Below are 19,085 nucleotides of genomic sequence, written 5' to 3'. Positions count from 1 at the left end.
GCCGAGATTACAACTTCAATTCAAGCGAACGTCGAATTGATTGCGGCAATTACATTGCAGCAAGTTTCTTAACGATAGGCTCGCCAATCTTTTCTTCGAATTCCGTATATAGAGGCTGCATTGCTTCACGGAATGGTGCGAGATCAGGGTAAGTGACTTTCACGCCCTCAGATTCAAAGAAAGAGATAAGCTCTGCTTCTTGTTTTTTAACCGATGCGGTATGAGCGGCTCCCGCTTTTGCTACTGCGTCAGTAATGATCTTCTTATCCGCATCAGACAGTTTTTGCCATGTTGACTCAGAAATAATCACCATTTGGTCGTTAACAATGTGGTTAGTAATAGCGAGGTTGTCCTGAACTTCGTAGAACTTCATTGTCTTAATGGTTGGCAATGGGTTTTCTTGACCGTCAACCGCGTTGGTTTGCAGTGCTAGATACACTTCTGAGAACGCCATTGGTGTTGGTGAAGCACCAGAAAGTTTTGCGTAGTTTAGGTTCGGTTTAGCGTTAGGAACGCGTAGCTTCAGACCTTTGAAATCTTCAATCGTGTTTAGAGGACGGTTAGAGGTGGTTTCACGAGTACCGTTGTACCAAGTATCTAGAGCACGCCAGTTGAATTTAGTCAGCATTTCTTCACGTACGCCTTGACCAAAATCTGAATCAAACATGCGACGTAGGTGTTCGTAGTCTTTGGCAACGTAAGGTAGGGTTACTGCTTCTGCTCGTGGGATCCATAGACCCATACGGCCAAATTCAGCGTAAGTAATATCGAGATCTCCAAGGGTTAATTGCTGAAGCATAGCGCGGTCATCACCAAGTTGCGCGCTAGGGTATAAAGCAATTTTAATGTCGCCGTTACTCATCTCTTCTACTGTATCGGCAAGAAGTTTCGCAGAGGTATATTCCACAGATCCAACAGAGGCTTGCATGCCCATCTTAAGTGTTGTCGCCGCTTGTACTGAAACTGCACATCCTAATGTCAGCATAGCGATAGTAATTTTATTTATAGCTTTCATGTTCTTCCCTTTTGTCCATTGTTTGGCGAGATTCGCGAGTTTCAAAAAAAAATTTTATTTTGTTTGAAAAAAATCTTCGTTATGGATTATTATAGTCGTGAAGATTATTTTCAAATCAACTTTTCACAAACTGTGATCACGGACAAAATTTAGCCTAACTTATCTGTTTAAAGACTCGTTAAGCGGTTTTGGGACAAGGAAGCATGTCCAATATTTCGTTGACGCCAACATAAGACGAGAGGCTCGAAGTGAGAGATAAAAGTCTAAAAATCAGAGAATTAAAAGAGCAATTGCGTGGGCAAACGGTAGTATCTATTCAGCCAGTTGTCGGAAGTCCACTCGAGAAAACCGAATTTATTGTTGCCATGGCTCTAGCTGCGCAGCAAGCGGGTGCCAAAGCTTTACGTATCGAAGGTGTTAAAAATGTTGCGGCTGTAGCAGCTAATGTGACTATACCAATTATCGGTATCGTGAAACGTGACCTTATTGACAGTCCAGTTAGAATTACGCCTTATGTTGAGGATGTGGAAGCGCTAGCGGCCGCGGGCGCAACAATTATTGCGTTTGATGCAACCAGTCGAGTTCGTCCTGAATCTAGAGCGGTGATTGTAGATGCCATTCAACGCACGCCTTCTTTTGGTATGGCGGATTGTTCATGTTTTGAGGATGGCGCTTGGGCTTATGAGCAAGGTGTGGAAATCATTGGTTCGACGTTGTCAGGCTATGTGGGGGGCGAAGAGCCTACCGAGCCTGATCTAAATCTAGTTCGAAGATTTGCAGCCGAAGGCTTCTTTACCATGGCAGAAGGTCGATACAATACGCCGGAGTTAGCAGCAAAAGCGATTGCCAATGGTGCGATAGCCGTTACAGTAGGCTCTGCACTGACAAGATTAGAAGTGGTGACTCAATGGTTCAATGCGGCAACTCAAGCAGAGGTGAAACAGTATGAGCACGTTAGCTATTGATATTGGTGGTACTAAAGTTGCTCTAGGATTGGTTCAAAATGGTGAACTGATAGAGCGTGCTCAGCTAGCGACGCCTGAGACGACATGTGTACAAGAGTTTGCTAGTCAAATTCTTATACAGTGTCGGTCATGGATGCACCAAGTCACACAGATTGGCATATCTACTACGGGATGGGTGAAACCAGAAGGCATTACTTCTATTAATCCCGATACTCTTGCCTTCCCTCAACCGTTCCCTTTACATAAAGAGATAGAAGCACAAACAGATAAGCCTGTTGCTATTCTCAATGATGCTCAAGCGGCTGCTTGGTATGAATATCGCTCTCTCAAAACCCCCGTAAACAATATGGCTTACATAACGGTATCAACTGGTGTTGGTGGTGGTTTGGTTCTTAACGGGCAACTGTATAAAGGGAGTCAGCATCTCGCTGGACATATCGGCCATACCAGTATTGATATCAATGGTCCTGTCTGTGGTTGTGGACAACGTGGTTGTGTTGAAAGCATTGCCTCTGGAACAGCAATTAACCGAGTTGCTCGTCAAGCTATTCACCCGACAATCTCGAATATTGAGTTGTTTGAACTCGCCAGCAACAATGCGCAAGCAATGGACATCATCAAAAAGAGTGCGCATGCGGTTGCTCAGCTGTGTTGCAATTTGAAAGCTACACTAGACTTAGAACTTATTTGTCTGGGTGGAGGAATAGGGCTAACGGAGGCGTACATTCCATTAGTTCTAGACTATATCGAAACAATGCCAGCAGCATTTCGAATAGACGTCGTTAAGGCAACCGGTGATTATGATGCATGTTTATTGGGTGCTGCAGCCCAATTCTCATAGCGAAATGGGTAAAAATTAGTGTTTCACAGCCTCATAGGTTGTTGATGGAAGGAATAGATAGACAAATGACGATACGAGCAATCACAGCCAAGACGATTTTCGATGGCGAGCAGTACCATTCCGACTCTGCATTGGTTTGGAAAGGAGACCGGATTGTAGACATAGTCCCCACGTCTACATTGCCTAGCTCAGTCATTGTTACTGATGTTGGCGACAAAATTGTTGCGCCGGGATTTATCGATATTCAAGTGAATGGCGGCGGCGATGTCATGTTTAACTCTGATACAACTGTTGACGGTATAGACACTATTTGTCGAGCGCATCGTCAACACGGTACAGCCTATCTATTACCAACTTTGATTAGCGCAACGCCAGAGGAAATGAAAACGGCGCTGATTGCTGCGGAGAGTGCGATAGAGCAGAGCGTGGCAGGTGTATTAGGTGTTCACCTAGAGGGGCCTTGGCTTAATAAAGACAAGAAAGGCGCTCACGATGCCAATAAATTTTATAGCCCAACGATTGAACAGTTGGAAGCTTTTCCGTGGCTAGAGCGAGGGGTTAGTTTAGTCACGTTAGCGGCAGAGAATGTCGACACGCAGGCACTAAATTGGTTGCAGCAGCATCACGTTGTGGTGTCTTGTGGGCACAGTAACGCAACTCAGCATCAGTTAACGGCAGAAAAACTTGCTTCAGTAAATGGTTTTACGCATTTGTTTAATGCGATGTCGCCGCTTGAAGGGCGTGAGCCTGGTACTGTTGGCACAGCATTAATGACCGATCATGCTTGGTGCTCAATTATTGTCGACGGTATTCATGTTGCAACGCAAAACGTTTTGATGGCTCATAAGCTTAAGCCAGAAGGGAAGCTGCTTATTGTGACCGATGCGATGGCGAGTGTCGGCAGTAGAACCAATCGCTTTGTCTTAGATGGTGAAGAAATTTCGGTACAAGATGGCAAATTGGTGAACTCAAGTGGATCTCTAGCTGGTGCGCATATTGGCATGGACCAGTCTGTCGCTAATGCCATTGCCTGGGGACTGAATGAGGCTGAGGTATTGAGAATGGCTTCAACCTATCCAGCCGAGGCGCTTAATCTGGACGACGTGGGTATTTTGAAGCCGGGTTACCGAGCCGCTGCAACCATACTTAATTCTGATTACAGCTCCTATGCGGTATTAGTTGATGGTACGCTAAATCCTTAGCTTCTGTTTATGAAGTTAGTTTGCTTGTAATTTCGCTGAGGTAATAAACTCGCCAAAGCTTTCACACCAAATGATCGCTGCCGTGTATTGACTGAGGTCTGTGCCTTCAGGCAGCGATAGTAAAAATCTATCAAAGGTTTCTATATCTCCCACTTGTAACATGCTGGCTTTATTAGCTTTAAAATCTGCTTCGGTTTCCACATAGATCGGAGATAGGTAAAGTTTGTAGTCTGGTCCGGGAGCAAGCTCTCCAACGAACATTGCACTGTTAATGGTAAAACTAATGTTGCCTTCTCCCCAATGGAAAAAATCGCTGTCCTGACGGTCTTTGTCGAAGGTGCCTGAGTAGACAATGTTGTTGGAATTGGTTTGGATACTCTCAATAGAAGGAGATTCTGGTTGAGTCAAAATAGGCAGCACATAAATACCTAGCATAAAGCCACAAAGAAGAGCCCCCAAATGGGTAAATAGTAGAATTACTCGTTTCACAGTCACTCCTTCGACGTTACAACGTTGTCACCTTTATCGTTAACCATAGCGCAAGCTTGTTAGAGCCATCAACTTTATCGGTGTGATAGGTGGTTATGTTTACAGATATTGATTGTTTTGAATGACGGCTTTAAGCGTTTCTCTCGCCGCCTTGTGATCGTCATCATTGATAAAACGGCGATGGTAAATCATCCGATGTTGGACATTACGTATTTCCAGAGGAATGGGGAATACTTTGAGATTAAGCATCGGTGCCAAATGATTTGCTAGGGAGAGGGTTGATGCGCCGACTAAGTTAGTAGTTGCCGCAAGCGCTAACATGCTCGACACCGAACCGGTTTCAGCCTTTATCACTCTCGGTGGGCTAGGCTTTTCAGATAAAAAATCCATCATGTTGACGTTGTTACGACGAATTTTCAGTGCAATATGTTGTGCTTTTAAATACTCCTCGTAGGACAGTGTATCGCCGATGTCTGGATGATCTTGTCTACAGACGCAGACGGCAGGCTCATCGAAAATATCCTCTACGATATGGGCTTGGCTCATACTCGTTGCAATATCAATGGCGAGGTCAACTTTTTGAGAATCTATGTCGGCAAGCAGCTGCTCTTCACTCAATGGAGCCTCGATAAATGACAGTCCTGGTAAATCGCATACCAGGTGCATCAGCGCTTCACTACAATAGACTTTGGTAATTTCTTGCCGCCTTTCTATCGTTTCTAAGATCGACAGCGGCATTTCAATTTTGTCTGCCAATGCAACGGCCGCACCAGTCGGAGCAATTCCTCTCCCTGAACGAACAAACAGTGTCTTACCCACTACTCCTTCCAGACGCTTCAAAGCTGCACTAACTGCGGGTTGAGTGAGCTCCAATTCTTCTGCTGCCATTGTTATAGAACGATGACGATAAACAGCAGCAAACGTTGTAAGTAAATTTAAGTCCATAGGAGCCTGATTTTGAGGGTGTTATTTTCATCCTAGCAGAGCTCAAATCGCAGTCCAAGAAGCAGAAGCAACCAAATATGTATCTCGCTCATGAATGTTGCTTGGTGAATTGACCAAATTGAACCTACAACGTCACTTTTTTGTCGTATTGAGTATAAAGATTGTAATGATAATGATTATCATTTTGATCTATAAGTGGAGTAAATGTACTATTCGCTCTTCCTGATAACTACATAAATATAATGATGAATGTAACTCTTAGAAAAGCGATTTTGCTTGCGCTTGCTCTTCCTCAAGTAACGTTTTTTGCAGTGGCAGAGAGCTCAACAAATGATGATACCGAAGTCATGGATGTCTACGGGACAGGTTATACGAGGCCACTAACGATTGATAAGCCGGGCGAAACCTTGGTGACTCAAGAAAAGATTGAAATTGAACAGCCAACAAACATAGCAGAGCTGTTTGAAGACATCCCAGGAGTCTCTTTTGATGGTGGTGCTCGTGCTGGTGGCGAACGCATTAGCATTTGGGGTTTTTCTGACCCTAGTGATCTTGGTGTGTATGTTGATGGTGCACCTATCGGTTTTGAACAATATCGATATGGTTCGTTCTTTTTTGACCCGTACTTAATTGGTGAAGCTGAAGTCACCAAAGGTGCTCACGATGTTCAAGCGGGTAGTAAATTTGGTGGTACTATCCGGATTAGAACAAAGTCGGTAGATGAACTGCTAAAAGCGGGCCGTAAAGTCGGTGCTCGAGTTCATTTAGGTTACAACGATAACGATGACCAGACCCATATCGGTGTCACGGCGTTCGGTAAAGCGGACAATGGAATTTACGCACTCGCTTCTGGGACGTGGAAAGACGCTAATGATATTCGAGTTGGTGGAGGAGACTCGCTTGAATACTCCGCATATAACCAAAACAATGGTCTATTTAAAATCGGATACGAGAATGCAGTCCATCTTTTTGAAATCAGCCATACCTTTTATAACGATGAGGGGCGACAACCTTGGGCGACCCGCCGTGGAGTCTTTGCCAAGATAAGTGACTACAATATCCGCAAATACGGCTCATTAGAAGCGGCAAAATACGCCTACACAGTACAAAACGAATACAAAGATAAAACCACATCGGCCCGATACTCATATAACCCAAGCTCACCTTTAGTGAACCTAAAAATCACAGCGGCACACAGTGATAATGAGAGGCACTGGCGTCGTCCTGATGTTGCTTGGAAGAAGATGTTCGTCTCCATTGGCGCGTACGGTCATGAATCATGGGCATCGTATCAGCGAGATTATGTCGACATTAACAACGAAATGAAAATTGGTCGCCAGACCATTACTGCTGGCCTGCAATATGAGAGAAACAATAGAGATACGCTCGTTCATAATGCTACCAAGATCTATAATAAGCCAAAGAAAAACTACGGTATCTTCATCCCTTATTACGATCCATCGGGTACGCAAACGATGTATTCCGCTTACTTGGCTGATAAAATTGAAGTCACAGATCGTTTTCGTGTAACCCCATCTTTGCGCTATGACTATGTAAAGTCTAAAGGCAAAGAAAACCCTGCGCCGGATTATAATGACCCAGCTGCTGGGCATGACTATAGTGAAGTGTCGCATTCAGGATTCAGTCCAAGAATTCAATTGGATTATGATCTTACGGATCAAACGCTATTAAACTTTGCCTATGCCTACCAAATGAAGGCCCCTTCAGTTGATGATATCTACGCGGTGCAATATGCGCGTGCCAAAGCCTCTGCGACAGCAAGAGAATTAGAAGCACAGCGTATTCATGCCTATCGTGCATCTATGATCAACAGCCTATCTGGTCTGTTTGCTAACAAAGATATGTTATCGACAGAAATTACTGGCTTCTATAACGATGTCACCAACAATGTAATGAACCGAACAGGGGTGAACCTGGACAGTGACCCGAATACGTTGCAGAGCTGGAAAGTGAATTTGGATGGCTATCGTAACTATGGTGTTGATGTGCAAGCACAGTATCGTGTTGCCGCATTTTTCAGCGATATCAGTGCAAGCTACATCGCAGGCAAACACAATGGCTCATTGACAGATTCTAGTGGCGAAGATCAACATATGTACGGTATTCCACCGATGAGTGTAAAACTTGGCTTGGGCTATGAGTGGATTAAAGGCTTCACCACAGGCTATAAATTGCGTTGGTATGATGCGCAAGAAAATGTTGAAGATTCCATTTACTTTGCACAAGCGAGTGAGCAATACACTCTTCAGGATATTTATGTCAGTTGGCAGCCTCAAGCGCACAAGGATCTTATGCTAAGAGCAACAGTGAAGAATATCGCAGATGTGTATTACGAACCTTATCTTTCAAATGGTGTTCCGGGGCCTGGCCGTGAGGTCAGATTGAGTATGACTTACGATTTCTAACACCCACGTCATTGGCGAATAGATGGTGTTCTCGACATCATCTATTCGCCATTTTCGGTAGTGTAAGCGGAATAAGCCTTTGGTAGGGGTTGTGGTTTTTCTAACCATCACGCAAAGTAAGTACAACGATTAGCAGACATAAGTAACAACGATGAATTTGGCAAGCTTTCTAAGACTCATACTATTGGCATCGATATGGGGCGGGTCTTTTCTCTTCATGCGTATTGCCGCCAATGTTATGGGGCCAGCAGTGCTCATTGAGGCGCGGGTCTTCTTTGCTGCTCTCGCTCTTCTTATTATCAGTGTCTATCTAAAAAAGAAACTTGAATTCACCAAACATACCAGACACTTTTTTACTATCGGACTGTTTAATACAGCGCTGCCTTTTTTGTTGTTTGCCTATGCGGCACAAACACTCAATGCATCAACACTGTCGATACTTAACTCTACCGCAGCGATTTGGGGGGCAGTTATTGGTGTATTTTGGACCAAAACACCGCTAACTAAGCGTGGTGCACTTGGTTTATTGGTTGGGATTGTTGGAGTTGCGGTATTGGTTGGCTGGGATGCAGTTCGTATTGGTGAGCAAGCGACATTGCCGATAATTGCTGGCGTGATGGCGGCCTGTTGTTATGGCATCGCAACCAATTATGCGAAAAATGCACCGTCTGTTCCTGCATTTAATAATGCACACGGTAGTATGTGGGCTGCTTGTCTTATCGTGTTGCCGTTGATTCCATTTGTGCCAATGCGAGAAACACCTACACGAGAAGTTTGGATCTCTGTGGTGTTACTTGGGGTTGTATGCACTGGCGCAGCCTATCTGTTGTATTTCCGGTTAGTTAACGACATTGGTCCGTCTTCGGCTTTATCAGTAACGTTCCTTATCCCAATGTTTGGTATTTTATGGGGAAATCTATTCTTAGGAGAGCCAATAGGTGTGAATACCGTTGTTGGAACGGTTTTAGTAATTAGTGGCACTATGCTGGTAACGGGCTTCTCGTTGTCATCGCTTCGCCGAGCGCCAACATCATAACAAATTGGTCGCAGAGCCTAGGGAAGGCTCTGCGAGTTTGCTTAAGCGGGAATAGACTTAAAGTGTTCCCGAATTTGTTGAATGACGACAAAGAACACGCTCGCCATGATACAGCCAATGAAAGTTGCTGAAACTATTCCGCCAAATGATGCCCAACCTAACGCTTGTTGACCTCCAGAGCCAACTGCGTTAGCTAACATCAGTGGTATAAGTCCGACACCAAATGAAAATGCCGTCATAAATACTGCTCTAGCACGAAGACGTAACGCTTGTACGGCTGCTTCTTTGATGGTGAAGTTATTGTCGTCTCGTAGTGTTTTGGCAAACTCTACGATGAGAATCGCATTTCGAACTGTCATACCAATTAGTAGTATAGCGGCGAGTTGCGTGAGAATATTGATGTTGCCTTGAATATGTATAACGCCTTCTACAATTCCAATAATGGCAGTGGGGACGGTAAGCATAATCGCCAATGGAACTAGCCAAGATTCGTATTGGGCGACAAGAACAAGAAATGTCACGAGCATCGCTAAGCCCATCACAATAGCCACTGTATTGCCCGCGGAGACTTCTTCTTTAGCAGCACCAGTAAACTCCACTCGATAACCTAACTCATCCGCTAGTTCTTGAATTGCACTAATGGCTTGGCCGGTGGAAACGGCAGGGATAACATCAATGAAAACACCTTGTTCTGCATTGTATCGGGTGATGAAGTTAGGCACTTTGATCTCTTCAAAATCAAAGAATTTATCGTAAGTTATTCGGGTGCCGTTAGCCTTAGAAAGTCCGGTTTTCTTTAAAGCTTCTGGGTCTAATCGGAATTTGGGATCGTTTTGCACCATGACCTTGTAATTGCGACCATCCATATTAAACGTGTTGATATACATACCACCAAAATGCGTTTGCATACCTTCCACTACTTCAGCAAACGTAGCACCATATTTGAGGAGGTCTTGCCGCTTGATGTTCAGTTTCATCGATGGTTTGGTGACTTCAAATTGTCCCATCGCTAAACCAACTCGCTCGTCTTCCATCAAGCGAGAATTGAATTCCAGAGTTAGTTCGTATAACTCAACTGGACTCAGCTCTGGTGCTAGCAGGACGAAATTAACACCATCAACCATCCCTAATTCCGGGATTACTGGCGGTTTAAATGCGAACGCTTGGATATCGGTATTCTCTGACAAAACATGGTTAATTTGTTCCGTCAATTCCGCATCACTTGCTTGACGACTCAGCATGTCATCCAATGACAGTAACATCATAAAACTGCTCATCTCGGCGGTATTGGTCAGTAAGTTAAAACCTGACGCTTCAACACTGGTCGAGATTCCTGGAATTTTGTTGAGTTGCTGAGTTAATGTTGCCAAATACTGATCTGTTGCTGCAAGAGCAGTACCTTGAGGGAAACTGCCAACAACAAAAATGGCGCTGGTATCTTCTTCGGGAAGCAGGCCAGTAGGCAGGTTTACACCACGGTCAATGGAGAGATAAAGGCCACCAGCCAATAGTAAGATCGTTATCAAAGGCAGACGGGTCGCTGTCCACGCTAAACCAGCAAAGGCACGAATTTTCTGAGTAATCACCCATTCAACAGATTTGGCGATGATGTTCTTTTTGGGTGGTTTCATAAATAACGAACAAAGTGCTGGTGTTAGCGTCAAGGCCACTAAGGTCGAAACAATAACCGAGGCACACAGCACTATGCCAAACTCAGAGTAAATGGTTCCAGCCATTCCTGGAATAAACAACGATGGAGTGAATACAGCGAGCAAGACTAGCATTGAAGCGATAATTGGTGAGAAAGTGATATCCAATGCTTTAGAGACGGCCTGCTTAACGCTAAGTTCGGGGTTCTCGTGAAGCTGATGCTCTGCGTTCTCAATGACAATGATGGCAGCGTCTACGACGATCCCTATTGCCATGACTAAGCCAAACATAGAGATGATATTAACTTGAATACCTAACGCACTCATGACGGCGAAGGTTCCGATTAAAGATACTGGAATGGCCGTAATGGTAATTAGTGTTAGCCTGAAGTTTTGCATGAAAATCAGAGTAACTAAAGACACGATTGCAACCGCAAGTACTAAGGTCTCCAGCACGCTATAAATAGCACCATCGATGAAGGTAGTGGCATCATAAACGACTTTAATTTGGTACGGGTTAGGTTGCTCTAACAGTGCCTTAATCTCTTTAGCGACATTCATCGCGTTTGCTTCTGGTGTTTTGTAAATGAATAAAACCGTTCCGTTAGCATTTTCGCCATAGGCATTGGCTGTGTATATTTCACTACCAAGCTCAATGTTAGCAACGTCTTTCAAATAGATGGTCTTACCCAGCTCGTCTGAGCGAACTACAATATCTCCAAACTCCTCTGGAGTGGCGAGACCACCATTCACAGTGATTGGGAACTCCAGTTTGTCATCAACGAGGCTGCCTGCTGAAGCTATCTTGTTTTGTGTAGCGATAGCATCATTGATGTCTCCTACGTTGATAGAGTAATACTTCATTTTATCTGGATTGAGCCAAACTCGAATGGAGTACTTCTTCTCTCCGAGGACATCTACTTTCGACACGCCGTTCACCCGTTGGATTTTCTCTTTTAATGGGCCTCCAGAGAAGGCGCTGATATCAATAGCAGAGGCGCCGCCTGACGGGTCGGTGATAGATATCCCAAGCATTAAACCGTTAGAGAGTTTTTCTACCTTGACACCATTGCGCATGACATCCCCAGGCAACTCCGGTAGCGCAAGGTTTACGCGATTTTGGACGAGGTTCACTGCTTTGTCTGAGTCTGTCCCACTTTCAAACACCACTTCCAGCGTATAGGTACCGTCGGCTCCGCTGGTGGATTTCATGTATTCCATACCAGATACGCCGTTAACTTGTTTTTCTATTTCTGGCGCCACCGATTTAGCCATGACATTAGCACTTGCTCCATCCATAAAGGTTCGGACTTCGACAGTAACAGGTGCGACATCTGGATACCTGCCTATGGGTGAGTTTGCTGCAGAAATGGCTCCTATTAGCGAAATGAGTAGGGCTATCACTATCGCGAATTTAGGTCTTTCTATGAACATTTTAAACATGTCAGCCACCGAGTTATTGGAAATTGTCCGGATATTACGCTCGTGAATTTTTAATAACAAATGAGTTACTAGTCGATCTATTGAGATGTTTGGCAGGTTTTATTTGCGGTTCGAATACACCAATTTTCGATATCTTTTTGGACAGTTCTTTGTATTAATTTATTCGAATTTTCAATGGTAGCTATTTTTGTAGGAATGAGTATTGAGGATAAAGTTTGCACTATAAATCGATGGTGTTCGGCACCCAATTACTTGAGGCTACTATGAGAAAATCTATTTTAACCCTTTCACTTGCTGTACTTATGGGATCGTTTGGTGCAAATGCAAACCCAGCAGAAGGAAAAACACGTGTTGAAATGGGCATCAATGAATCGAACCTATTGGCGGCAGACCAAAATCGATACACCTATAAAAATATGCAAGAGTTCATGAAAACCAAAAATGTTGACTCAGGAGCGAACACTCCCATTTTACTCTCATATGCTGAGCAGCAATTAGGTGACGTCCATTTTCTTCATCAAGGCAAGCCGATGACTTTACAAGACATGTTGGAGAAGCATCGTGCGGATGCCTTCGTTGTATTGAAAGATGGGAAAATTGTGCATGAGCAGTATTTCGATGGCCAAACAGAGCGAACTCAGCATCAAATGATGTCAGTGACGAAGTCGTTTACAGGAATCATTGCTGCGACGCTAGTAGCGGAAGGAAAACTTAAGCGCCAAGTACAGATATCTGAGTACATTCCGGAGCTAAAAGGGTCAGCATTCGGTGATGCTTCGGTTGGTAAAGTGATGGATATGAGTAATAACGTCAAATACTCAGAAAAATACGAAGATCCTAACGCGGAAGTATTTCAGCATATGAAAACCATTGGCTTTGCCCCAATGGAAAATGACTATAACGGTCCTAAAACCATTCATGAATTTTTGAGCACACTGAATAAAGAGGGTTCACGTCAACATGGAGAAGAATTCCATTACATTTCAGCCAACACTGACGTGGTGGCTTGGTTGATTGAACGTGTTGAAGGTAAACCCTTTAATGTAGTGTTGTCGGAAAGAATCTGGTCAAAACTAGGTATGGAGCGAGACGCCTTCATTATTGTTGACGATGAAGGGACGGCTTTGGCATCGGGTGGACTCAACGCGACAGCGCGCGACTTAGCCAAATTTGGTCAGATGTTGGTCTCTCAAGGCAAGAATCTAGTGGGCGAACAAGTATTACCTAAAGAAGCCGTTCAATCGACGCAAAATGGCGGTGATGTTGATGCTTTCGAGAAAGGAGGATATGGAGCGAAAGGCGAAGTTTTTGAAGGCTGGAGCTACCGAAACCAATTTTGGCACACTAACAATAGCAACCAAGCTTATACAGCTCTGGGTATCTTTGGACAGTGGATTTATGTAGACCCAACGGAAAACGTAGTCATCGTTAGACAAGCTAGCGCTCCAACTTCCATCAATGATGTATGGGATGGTGAGATGCTTTCGGCGATCGACGCCATCATTAGTCAATTGCACCAACGATAGAGGCTGAATCGATGAAAATAAAACAGCTTCAAACAAGGTTATGGTTAAGCGCTATTCTTGTCACTTGTTCAGCAAACGTGTTTGCCTATCATCCTTGCGATGGAGGTAATGTAATTACTGATGCTGTTGATGGTGCGATCGTTGGTGGTGTCGTAGGAGCAGTCGCCGGTGATGCCAAATCAGGAGCAATGATTGGTGGTGCCGCTGGTGTAATTGATGGTGCATATGCGGATGCAGAATGTGATCAGTTAATTGGTGAAGCAGTTGTTGAAGATGCGATTATTTCAGACTATGAAGACGCTGTGGTTGAGGATGCTATTGTTGACGCTGCGATTGATGATAGCTGGTGATTGAGTGATGTAATTAACACTTTTATCAGTCTTTGAGACGATATAATTGATAACTAACGGTTTGATTCTTATTAACTTATATTCGAGTCAATAATCGCAGAGTAATAGAGGCTATAACCTTGAGTTAATTGAGGTTATAGCCTCTCGCTTTTAGGCTTCCCCAGCATTTTATGGATGAGGTGCTGCCAATCGAGAAAGTAGTGTTGGTAATACAAAAGGAGGTTTGTTTTGTATTAGGGTGAGTTTATATGCGTGCACACATTTCTTTTTTAACGGCGGCCACGGTAGCTGTTTGTTCTTTTTCTTCTTTTGCAGACCAAAATTCCGATACTGAAATCCAAGATATGTCTGACCCTTTAGCGGTTTATACGCAGGCGGGTGCTGGGACATCGGACAAAGGTTTAAACATCAAAGTCGGGCGCACATACGATACAGGTAACCCTGATACCATGGCGATGAACATCATCGAAGTGAAGGGAATAGCTGGAGAATATCTCGGTTGGTCTGGAACGGGTAGTCGTGACAATTCAATTGATAGCGTTCGTTTTCGAAACTTTAGTGTGGACACCACCAATGGTCGCGGTAGTCAACTTGATCTGAACTATAACGTGGAGCAAGAAAGTTTGAATGCGTCCTATAGTTTTATTCAAGCATTGCCTAAATGGGGCAACCTTAACCTCTATCCACTTGCAGGATTGGGCGTCAATGTGCGCAATGGGGATTTTCCCAGTTGCACCGATGCTAACGATTGTCAAACTGAACCACAAGATAATGGTTACACAGTTCCAGGAACATACGCAGTAGTGGGGGCTTATACCAAATATGCGATTACGGATAAGCTATGGCTTAACTACAATCCGATGTGGTTAACGACTCTATCTGGTTCTAAATCTTATGTCGACAATGCATACGGCGTAGGAATGAGTTCTATCTTTACTAATGAATTTGCAGTGTCTTATCAGTTTACGCCTCGCTTTAACGTGCGCTATTTTGCCAACTGGACTCAAGAACAAAGCTATTTTGAAGGTGACCAGAGGGTAGAGTTCAATTACCAGTTCTAGAGTTGTTTTGAAGATATTGAGCAGTAAGACTGTTTGAAGGGATGAAGAAGGAATAATAGGTTCACTGTAAGATATTCATTCCTTCGAATATCTTTGTGCTTTAACTAATAGTGTCAAATTAGAATGGGAAAACAACGCCCACTTTGCCGTAGGTATTGCGAGTGTCAGTGCCAAATTTACCCTCATTACCTACTTCTACATAAGGGATCATATTGTCGATAGCGGTAAATGTGGCACGCAGCTCTAGGTTGTAGATAGAGTCTTTGTTCTTGTCGCCAACAGTAATTGCTTCTTTCTTATTCTGTTTTTGCCCAACCACTTTGGCATTCAGGTACACACGTTCAGTAACTTGCTTACCAGCTGCTAGATCAAAGCGATAGATATCTCCACGTGGAGCGAGAGTATTGGAGTTTAAGTCGGTGTCTTTACGCAAACGCAATGAGGTATCGAATAGTTCCGCCACGTTACCACCAACGGTAACACCAAATTTGTTTTGGTCGTTAGCTGGCTGTTGACGACTCTTCTTATCAACGAACTCATATTCGCCTTTTAGCCAGATGTTACCAAAATCATGGGTGTAGTTAAGGTTGTACTCATTTTCAAAGTTTGCTTTGCGCTTAGCTGAAGCACCGAAACCTTCATAACCGATGAACGCTTTGATACCAGAGCCATTGTCTGCTTTATATTCGGCCGCGCCATTTACGAACTTAGCATCTAGTTCCACACCACCAGTTACACCGTCTGCCATAGCATTAGTTGCAAATACTGAAGTTAACGCTAGAACGATTGCTGTCTTTTTCATTTTAATTACCTTTTATTGATACTCTTCTTGTTGAGAGCGATGCAAAAGATAATGAAAAGTTCCGATAGGAGTTAGTTGGCTTGTATTCGTTATTCGAATGGACGGGGTTGCTATTTGCGTATCTAGGGCAAGAGACTATTAAGCTGCCAAAATGGGGATAAATATCTGGTTAAAGATAAAAAAACACCCCACATAAGTGAGGTGTTGTAGGCCCAATTTTCCTTACCAGTTCCAATCAGAGTTCCAACTATGCGCGGGCCTTAAAAGGGTTAACATTAAATAGCGCTTAGATAAGCTTTAAGTGCTTTCAATCGTACTGTTGCACCACCGATGATGTCCATAAAACCAAGTGCCTGGGACGGCTTGCTTGCTGATATCCAGCCTGAACCTGTGGCGCCAAGTGGCACGTCGTAGCCTTCCGGTTCATTAAATTCAATAACAACAGTACGACCATGTGCACCGGTGTTGTTGCCTACGTGCTGGCGAACTTGTTGCGTGTTACCGCGAGCAGATACGGTCGCTTCACCGGTATTGGTTGTAATGCTGTGTACTCGACCGCGAAATACTTCACCTGGATGAGAATTAACATAAAACTCGGCGAATTGACCTTCCTTTATATGTCGGAAAGTTTGGTCACTTACGCGCATTTCGACGAATTTCTTCTCGATGTTATAGAGATACAAGTTGCCAGTACGAGAGCCTTTGGCAATGTTAATAACACCTACTACACCATCAAAAGGTGCTCTGATCTGGTTGCGGTCGTTTAACCATTGCTTTTGGTTGATCTGAGCTTGAATACCATCAACATCGGAGCGAGCTGCCATTAGGTCTGCTTTCCCTTGTTGTATTTTGGTATGCAGCTCATCTCTTTCTTGTTCAGAGCTAAACTCATCTAGGTTAATCAGGCGTTTATGGTTCTTAACATCAATCGCAATCTGCTCTTCGATGCTGATAATTCGATGTTCAGCCGCAACAAGGCTAGAGTGCAAGCTCTTCAACTCTTCGTCTGTGTCTTCTGACTCTAACGTATACAGTAACTCACCTTTCTTGACTCGTTGGTTATGAGTCACGTAAATGTCTTTGACTTGCTGCCCAAACAAAGGGCTTAGTACCGCATGAGGCGCTTTTACTGTGGTGCTGTCTGTCAAATCAGCGGGCGACCAAAATCGGTGCGCAGTAAACAGCATAAATGCTAAAAAGGTACCAAAACCAACGCTAATCACCGCATTACGGAGGGTCCATTTGATGACGCCTAATTTCACTAGTAACCAAACAATCAGGACATACGGAAGCATAATTTCTTTCATGACGATTGCTCCTGCTTTTTGTCGCCGTGGATTCCGGTGTGAATGACCTTACTTAATGCTGAAGCCAACGCTTCCCAGTTAGTGAAGGCAATAATGACAGCTAATACCCACCATAATTTGTCGATAAATAACCCACAAAGGGATAGTGCGAATACTAGGTTGGCGTGAGCGCTCTGCATGTATTGACTTCGGTGAACCGCGACTTCATGTAATTGCCACAACAGGTATAAGACGTAAACGATGATAGAAATGGTGATAACGAAAATAATACCCATAAAGAGCTCTGAGTTAAGAAGCCCCAATATGCTAGGCATACCATCGCTGAAATAGCTTTCAGGAAGGTCTTTACCATGCACTTTCGATAGCAATGAAAAGAAATAGCTTAGTGATAGAAAACCACTGACTATTAACATCCACTTGGTTAAAAAACGGAGTACTGCTGTTAACTTGTTTTTCATGATTTGATTACTCGTTCGGCTTTGCGACATAGTGATATGACTTCAGGTAGGTACTGCGGAGGTAAAGGAGCTTCCTGAGGACCAAGTTTAAGCCTATCGGATGATCGGCGTTCACCTGCAAAGACCAGCGTTGGGACGGCGCTGGTAACCAGTAATGAGTGTTTCAATAGTCTGAACATGTCATTGCCTTGTATCAGGCTATCCTTAGCGTTGTTGGATTAAAATTAATTTAGGTGCTGGAGCAATGTTATGACTCGAACCTATCGCTTTTTTTGTAATAAGGACCGTACGACTCGAGATTTATGAGTGCTATTCTGCGCTCTTAATTATTGCCGTACGGGCTGCCAGTTATGTTGAGCGTCTGACTTTTATGATTCGTTCTTTCATAGGCTGAATCGCGATTGGTATTCCATATCGATTTGCTAGTGCAGGCAAACCTTGTGCAGATAGGCCTAATACTCCGTCAATATGCGTTGATGTAAGCGTTCAGCTTGAATATGTAAGGGGATATATTATCTGGCTTGATCACACCAATACACTAAGTGAACTATAATTCAGATATCATTTTCATTAATGTATTGAGCATTTGGTTTGTATTAATCACGTACCCAAGCGTGGGTGTTTAGGTTCGTATACTCAAAATGAGTGGATGTGAAACCGCCAATGTGATTATTTGTTCATCAAACGAACTAGTTTTATTGATTTTATCTATTGAAACGCTATACAAGTAAAAAATCGTCAGTTAACATTTCGGAATCCGCTAAAGCTAAAATAGCGGTGATAAATAGATGCGATTTAGTGATGCATTTATCGATGCCGAGATGGTGAAATTGGTAGACACGCTAGCATGAGGTGCTAGTGCCTTTGGTGTGAGGGTTCGAGTCCCTCTCTCGGCACCATTCCCTTTCTTTAATACCAACAGACTACAATGCAGAACAAAGGATCCAGTTCAAAGCAAATGAGTACGTCTAACTCGGTATCAATTCAGTTATTGACCGAGGTGTCTTTGCACGCCTTGTTACATCTAGAATTCAAGAAGTTAGAGTCCAAATCCCAATTATTCGATCTTGCCAAGAAGAACGAGTTACTGGTTCGATGGCTAAAGCCGAAACTAAAAAGCAATAAATACAAAGCGATTAGAAAGCAATTAAAAGCCATGAGCTTGCAAGCAAAGAAATCGCAAGTAGATTTAGAAGATGTTTTATTGCGAGGAGTTGAAGCTAAGCCTGACGTTTCGCAGCCACACTTAGATAGCTATCTATTATTAATTCGTGAGTTGGAAAAGAAACTGGGTACCACAGTACTGTTATCGAGTCCTGAGAAAGTGGATCTCAACCATGATGAGAATGGTTGTTTGCTGTGCGTGCTATCAACGGACCTAAACGCACATTTCGGTACACGTAACCAATTGTTATCAGGAATATCGATTTTATTTAGAGGGACGGTACGTGAAAAGCACCTGTTCCTAAAAACGATATATGCCAATGATATCTTTAGCTACCAGATACAATACGAAGACGACAACTTTGTGAGAATTACACTCGAACTTGATAAGTCGTAGTCTCTGTTT

Annotated in this window: 16 protein-coding genes and 1 tRNA gene; 10 read left to right on the top strand and 7 right to left on the bottom strand. The window is 43.6% G+C overall.

The features are described 5' to 3' along the window. Positions 1 to 49 precede the first annotated feature (49 nt). Complete coding sequence (locus tag HW45_RS25185) at positions 50 to 1,015, bottom strand: sialic acid TRAP transporter substrate-binding protein SiaP (RefSeq protein WP_006075310.1); 966 nt, start codon at positions 1,013 to 1,015, stop codon at positions 50 to 52. A 248-nt stretch (positions 1,016 to 1,263) separates the two neighbouring features. Between HW45_RS25185 and HW45_RS25180 the strand changes: the two genes are divergently transcribed. The 3 genes from HW45_RS25180 (at position 1,264) to nagA (ending at position 4,023) form a co-directional block, all read left to right on the top strand. Then, positions 1,264 to 1,980, top strand: coding sequence for a putative N-acetylmannosamine-6-phosphate 2-epimerase (locus HW45_RS25180; protein ID WP_038230734.1), 717 nt, complete (start codon positions 1,264 to 1,266; stop codon positions 1,978 to 1,980). Continuing rightward, positions 1,961 to 2,821, top strand: a complete 861-nt coding sequence (locus HW45_RS25175) for an N-acetylmannosamine kinase (RefSeq protein ID WP_038230733.1) — start codon at positions 1,961 to 1,963, stop codon at positions 2,819 to 2,821. The genes HW45_RS25180 and HW45_RS25175 overlap by 20 nt, the downstream gene beginning before the upstream one ends. Positions 2,822 to 2,886: 65 nt before the next feature. Next, positions 2,887 to 4,023 (top strand): N-acetylglucosamine-6-phosphate deacetylase, encoded by a 1,137-nt coding sequence (gene nagA, locus HW45_RS25170; RefSeq protein ID WP_038230730.1) that lies wholly within the window; start codon positions 2,887 to 2,889, stop codon positions 4,021 to 4,023. A gap of 15 nt (positions 4,024 to 4,038) precedes the next feature. Here the strand turns inward: nagA and HW45_RS25165 are convergent, their stop codons facing one another. Beyond that, positions 4,039 to 4,512, bottom strand: coding sequence for a DM13 domain-containing protein (locus HW45_RS25165; RefSeq protein WP_038230729.1), 474 nt, complete (start codon positions 4,510 to 4,512; stop codon positions 4,039 to 4,041). Between the two features lie 99 nt (positions 4,513 to 4,611). Beyond that, positions 4,612 to 5,457, bottom strand: coding sequence for a LysR family transcriptional regulator (locus tag HW45_RS25160; protein WP_081875904.1), 846 nt, complete (start codon positions 5,455 to 5,457; stop codon positions 4,612 to 4,614). A 242-nt stretch (positions 5,458 to 5,699) separates the two neighbouring features. Between HW45_RS25160 and HW45_RS25155 the strand changes: the two genes are divergently transcribed. Together HW45_RS25155 and HW45_RS25150 are read left to right on the top strand one after the other, a co-directional pair. Continuing rightward, complete coding sequence (locus HW45_RS25155; protein WP_038230725.1) at positions 5,700 to 7,883, top strand: TonB-dependent receptor domain-containing protein; 2,184 nt, start codon at positions 5,700 to 5,702, stop codon at positions 7,881 to 7,883. A 151-nt stretch (positions 7,884 to 8,034) separates the two neighbouring features. Next, entirely contained in the window at positions 8,035 to 8,919 is an 885-nt protein-coding gene (locus HW45_RS25150; RefSeq protein WP_038230724.1) for a DMT family transporter, read from the top strand. A gap of 41 nt (positions 8,920 to 8,960) precedes the next feature. Here the strand turns inward: HW45_RS25150 and HW45_RS25145 are convergent, their stop codons facing one another. Next, a complete protein-coding gene (locus HW45_RS25145) occupies positions 8,961 to 12,011 on the bottom strand; it encodes an efflux RND transporter permease subunit (RefSeq protein WP_038230723.1) in 3,051 nt (1,016 codons plus the stop codon). 263 nt (positions 12,012 to 12,274) lie between these two features. On the opposite strand from HW45_RS25145, the gene HW45_RS25140 reads away from it, so the two are divergent. From HW45_RS25140 to HW45_RS25130, 3 genes are all read left to right on the top strand, one after another. Next, entirely contained in the window at positions 12,275 to 13,537 is a 1,263-nt protein-coding gene (locus HW45_RS25140; protein ID WP_160171237.1) for a serine hydrolase domain-containing protein, read from the top strand. 11 nt (positions 13,538 to 13,548) lie between these two features. Continuing rightward, on the top strand, positions 13,549 to 13,887 hold the full coding sequence (locus HW45_RS25135; protein WP_038230721.1) for a hypothetical protein: 339 nt from the start codon (positions 13,549 to 13,551) through the stop codon (positions 13,885 to 13,887). 248 nt (positions 13,888 to 14,135) lie between these two features. Next, positions 14,136 to 14,948: a hypothetical protein gene (locus HW45_RS25130; protein ID WP_038230718.1), complete on the top strand. Its 813-nt coding sequence runs from the start codon at positions 14,136 to 14,138 to the stop codon at positions 14,946 to 14,948. Between the two features lie 118 nt (positions 14,949 to 15,066). On the opposite strand, the gene HW45_RS25125 is transcribed toward HW45_RS25130, so the two are convergent. From HW45_RS25125 to HW45_RS25115, 3 genes are all read right to left on the bottom strand, one after another. Next, positions 15,067 to 15,750, bottom strand: a complete 684-nt coding sequence (locus HW45_RS25125) for a hypothetical protein (RefSeq protein WP_038230716.1) — start codon at positions 15,748 to 15,750, stop codon at positions 15,067 to 15,069. Between the two features lie 275 nt (positions 15,751 to 16,025). Further along, complete coding sequence (locus HW45_RS25120) at positions 16,026 to 17,057, bottom strand: HlyD family secretion protein (protein WP_038230715.1); 1,032 nt, start codon at positions 17,055 to 17,057, stop codon at positions 16,026 to 16,028. Then, positions 17,054 to 17,515 carry a hypothetical protein gene (locus tag HW45_RS25115; protein ID WP_006069365.1) on the bottom strand — a complete coding sequence of 154 codons (462 nt, stop codon included), beginning with the start codon at positions 17,513 to 17,515 and terminating at the stop codon, positions 17,054 to 17,056. Before HW45_RS25115 ends, HW45_RS25120 begins: the two co-directional genes overlap by 4 nt. 815 nt (positions 17,516 to 18,330) lie before the next feature. Here HW45_RS25115 and HW45_RS25105 point away from each other — a divergent pair. Next, positions 18,331 to 18,414: transfer RNA gene (locus HW45_RS25105), tRNA-Leu, on the top strand. A gap of 59 nt (positions 18,415 to 18,473) precedes the next feature. After that, positions 18,474 to 19,076, top strand: coding sequence for a DUF2913 family protein (locus HW45_RS25100; RefSeq protein WP_038230711.1), 603 nt, complete (start codon positions 18,474 to 18,476; stop codon positions 19,074 to 19,076). Positions 19,077 to 19,085: the final 9 nt, after the last annotated feature.

Origin of the sequence: Vibrio sp. ER1A, from assembly GCF_000733315.1 — a bacterium.
GTDB classification, from domain to species: Bacteria; Pseudomonadota; Gammaproteobacteria; order Enterobacterales; family Vibrionaceae; genus Vibrio; species Vibrio mediterranei.
Note: the sequence above shows the minus strand (reverse complement) of the source record. Positions and strands in the feature narration are given on the sequence as shown.

Excerpts from the sequence above, each read along its gene's own strand:
- HW45_RS25185 (WP_006075310.1), bottom strand. The coding sequence starts at position 1,015 with ATGAAAGCTATAAATAAAATTACTATCGCTATGCTGACATTAGGATGT.
- HW45_RS25175 (WP_038230733.1), top strand. The coding sequence starts at position 1,961 with ATGAGCACGTTAGCTATTGATATTGGTGGTACTAAAGTTGCTCTAGGA.
- nagA (WP_038230730.1), top strand. The coding sequence starts at position 2,887 with ATGACGATACGAGCAATCACAGCCAAGACGATTTTCGATGGCGAGCAG.
- HW45_RS25160 (WP_081875904.1), bottom strand. The coding sequence starts at position 5,457 with ATGGACTTAAATTTACTTACAACGTTTGCTGCTGTTTATCGTCATCGT.
- HW45_RS25155 (WP_038230725.1), top strand. The coding sequence starts at position 5,700 with ATGATGAATGTAACTCTTAGAAAAGCGATTTTGCTTGCGCTTGCTCTT.
- HW45_RS25150 (WP_038230724.1), top strand. The coding sequence starts at position 8,035 with ATGAATTTGGCAAGCTTTCTAAGACTCATACTATTGGCATCGATATGG.
- HW45_RS25145 (WP_038230723.1), bottom strand. The coding sequence starts at position 12,011 with ATGTTTAAAATGTTCATAGAAAGACCTAAATTCGCGATAGTGATAGCC.
- HW45_RS25140 (WP_160171237.1), top strand. The coding sequence starts at position 12,275 with ATGAGAAAATCTATTTTAACCCTTTCACTTGCTGTACTTATGGGATCG.
- HW45_RS25135 (WP_038230721.1), top strand. The coding sequence starts at position 13,549 with ATGAAAATAAAACAGCTTCAAACAAGGTTATGGTTAAGCGCTATTCTT.
- HW45_RS25130 (WP_038230718.1), top strand. The coding sequence starts at position 14,136 with ATGCGTGCACACATTTCTTTTTTAACGGCGGCCACGGTAGCTGTTTGT.
- HW45_RS25125 (WP_038230716.1), bottom strand. The coding sequence starts at position 15,750 with ATGAAAAAGACAGCAATCGTTCTAGCGTTAACTTCAGTATTTGCAACT.
- HW45_RS25120 (WP_038230715.1), bottom strand. The coding sequence starts at position 17,057 with ATGAAAGAAATTATGCTTCCGTATGTCCTGATTGTTTGGTTACTAGTG.
- HW45_RS25115 (WP_006069365.1), bottom strand. The coding sequence starts at position 17,515 with ATGAAAAACAAGTTAACAGCAGTACTCCGTTTTTTAACCAAGTGGATG.
- HW45_RS25100 (WP_038230711.1), top strand. The coding sequence starts at position 18,474 with ATGAGTACGTCTAACTCGGTATCAATTCAGTTATTGACCGAGGTGTCT.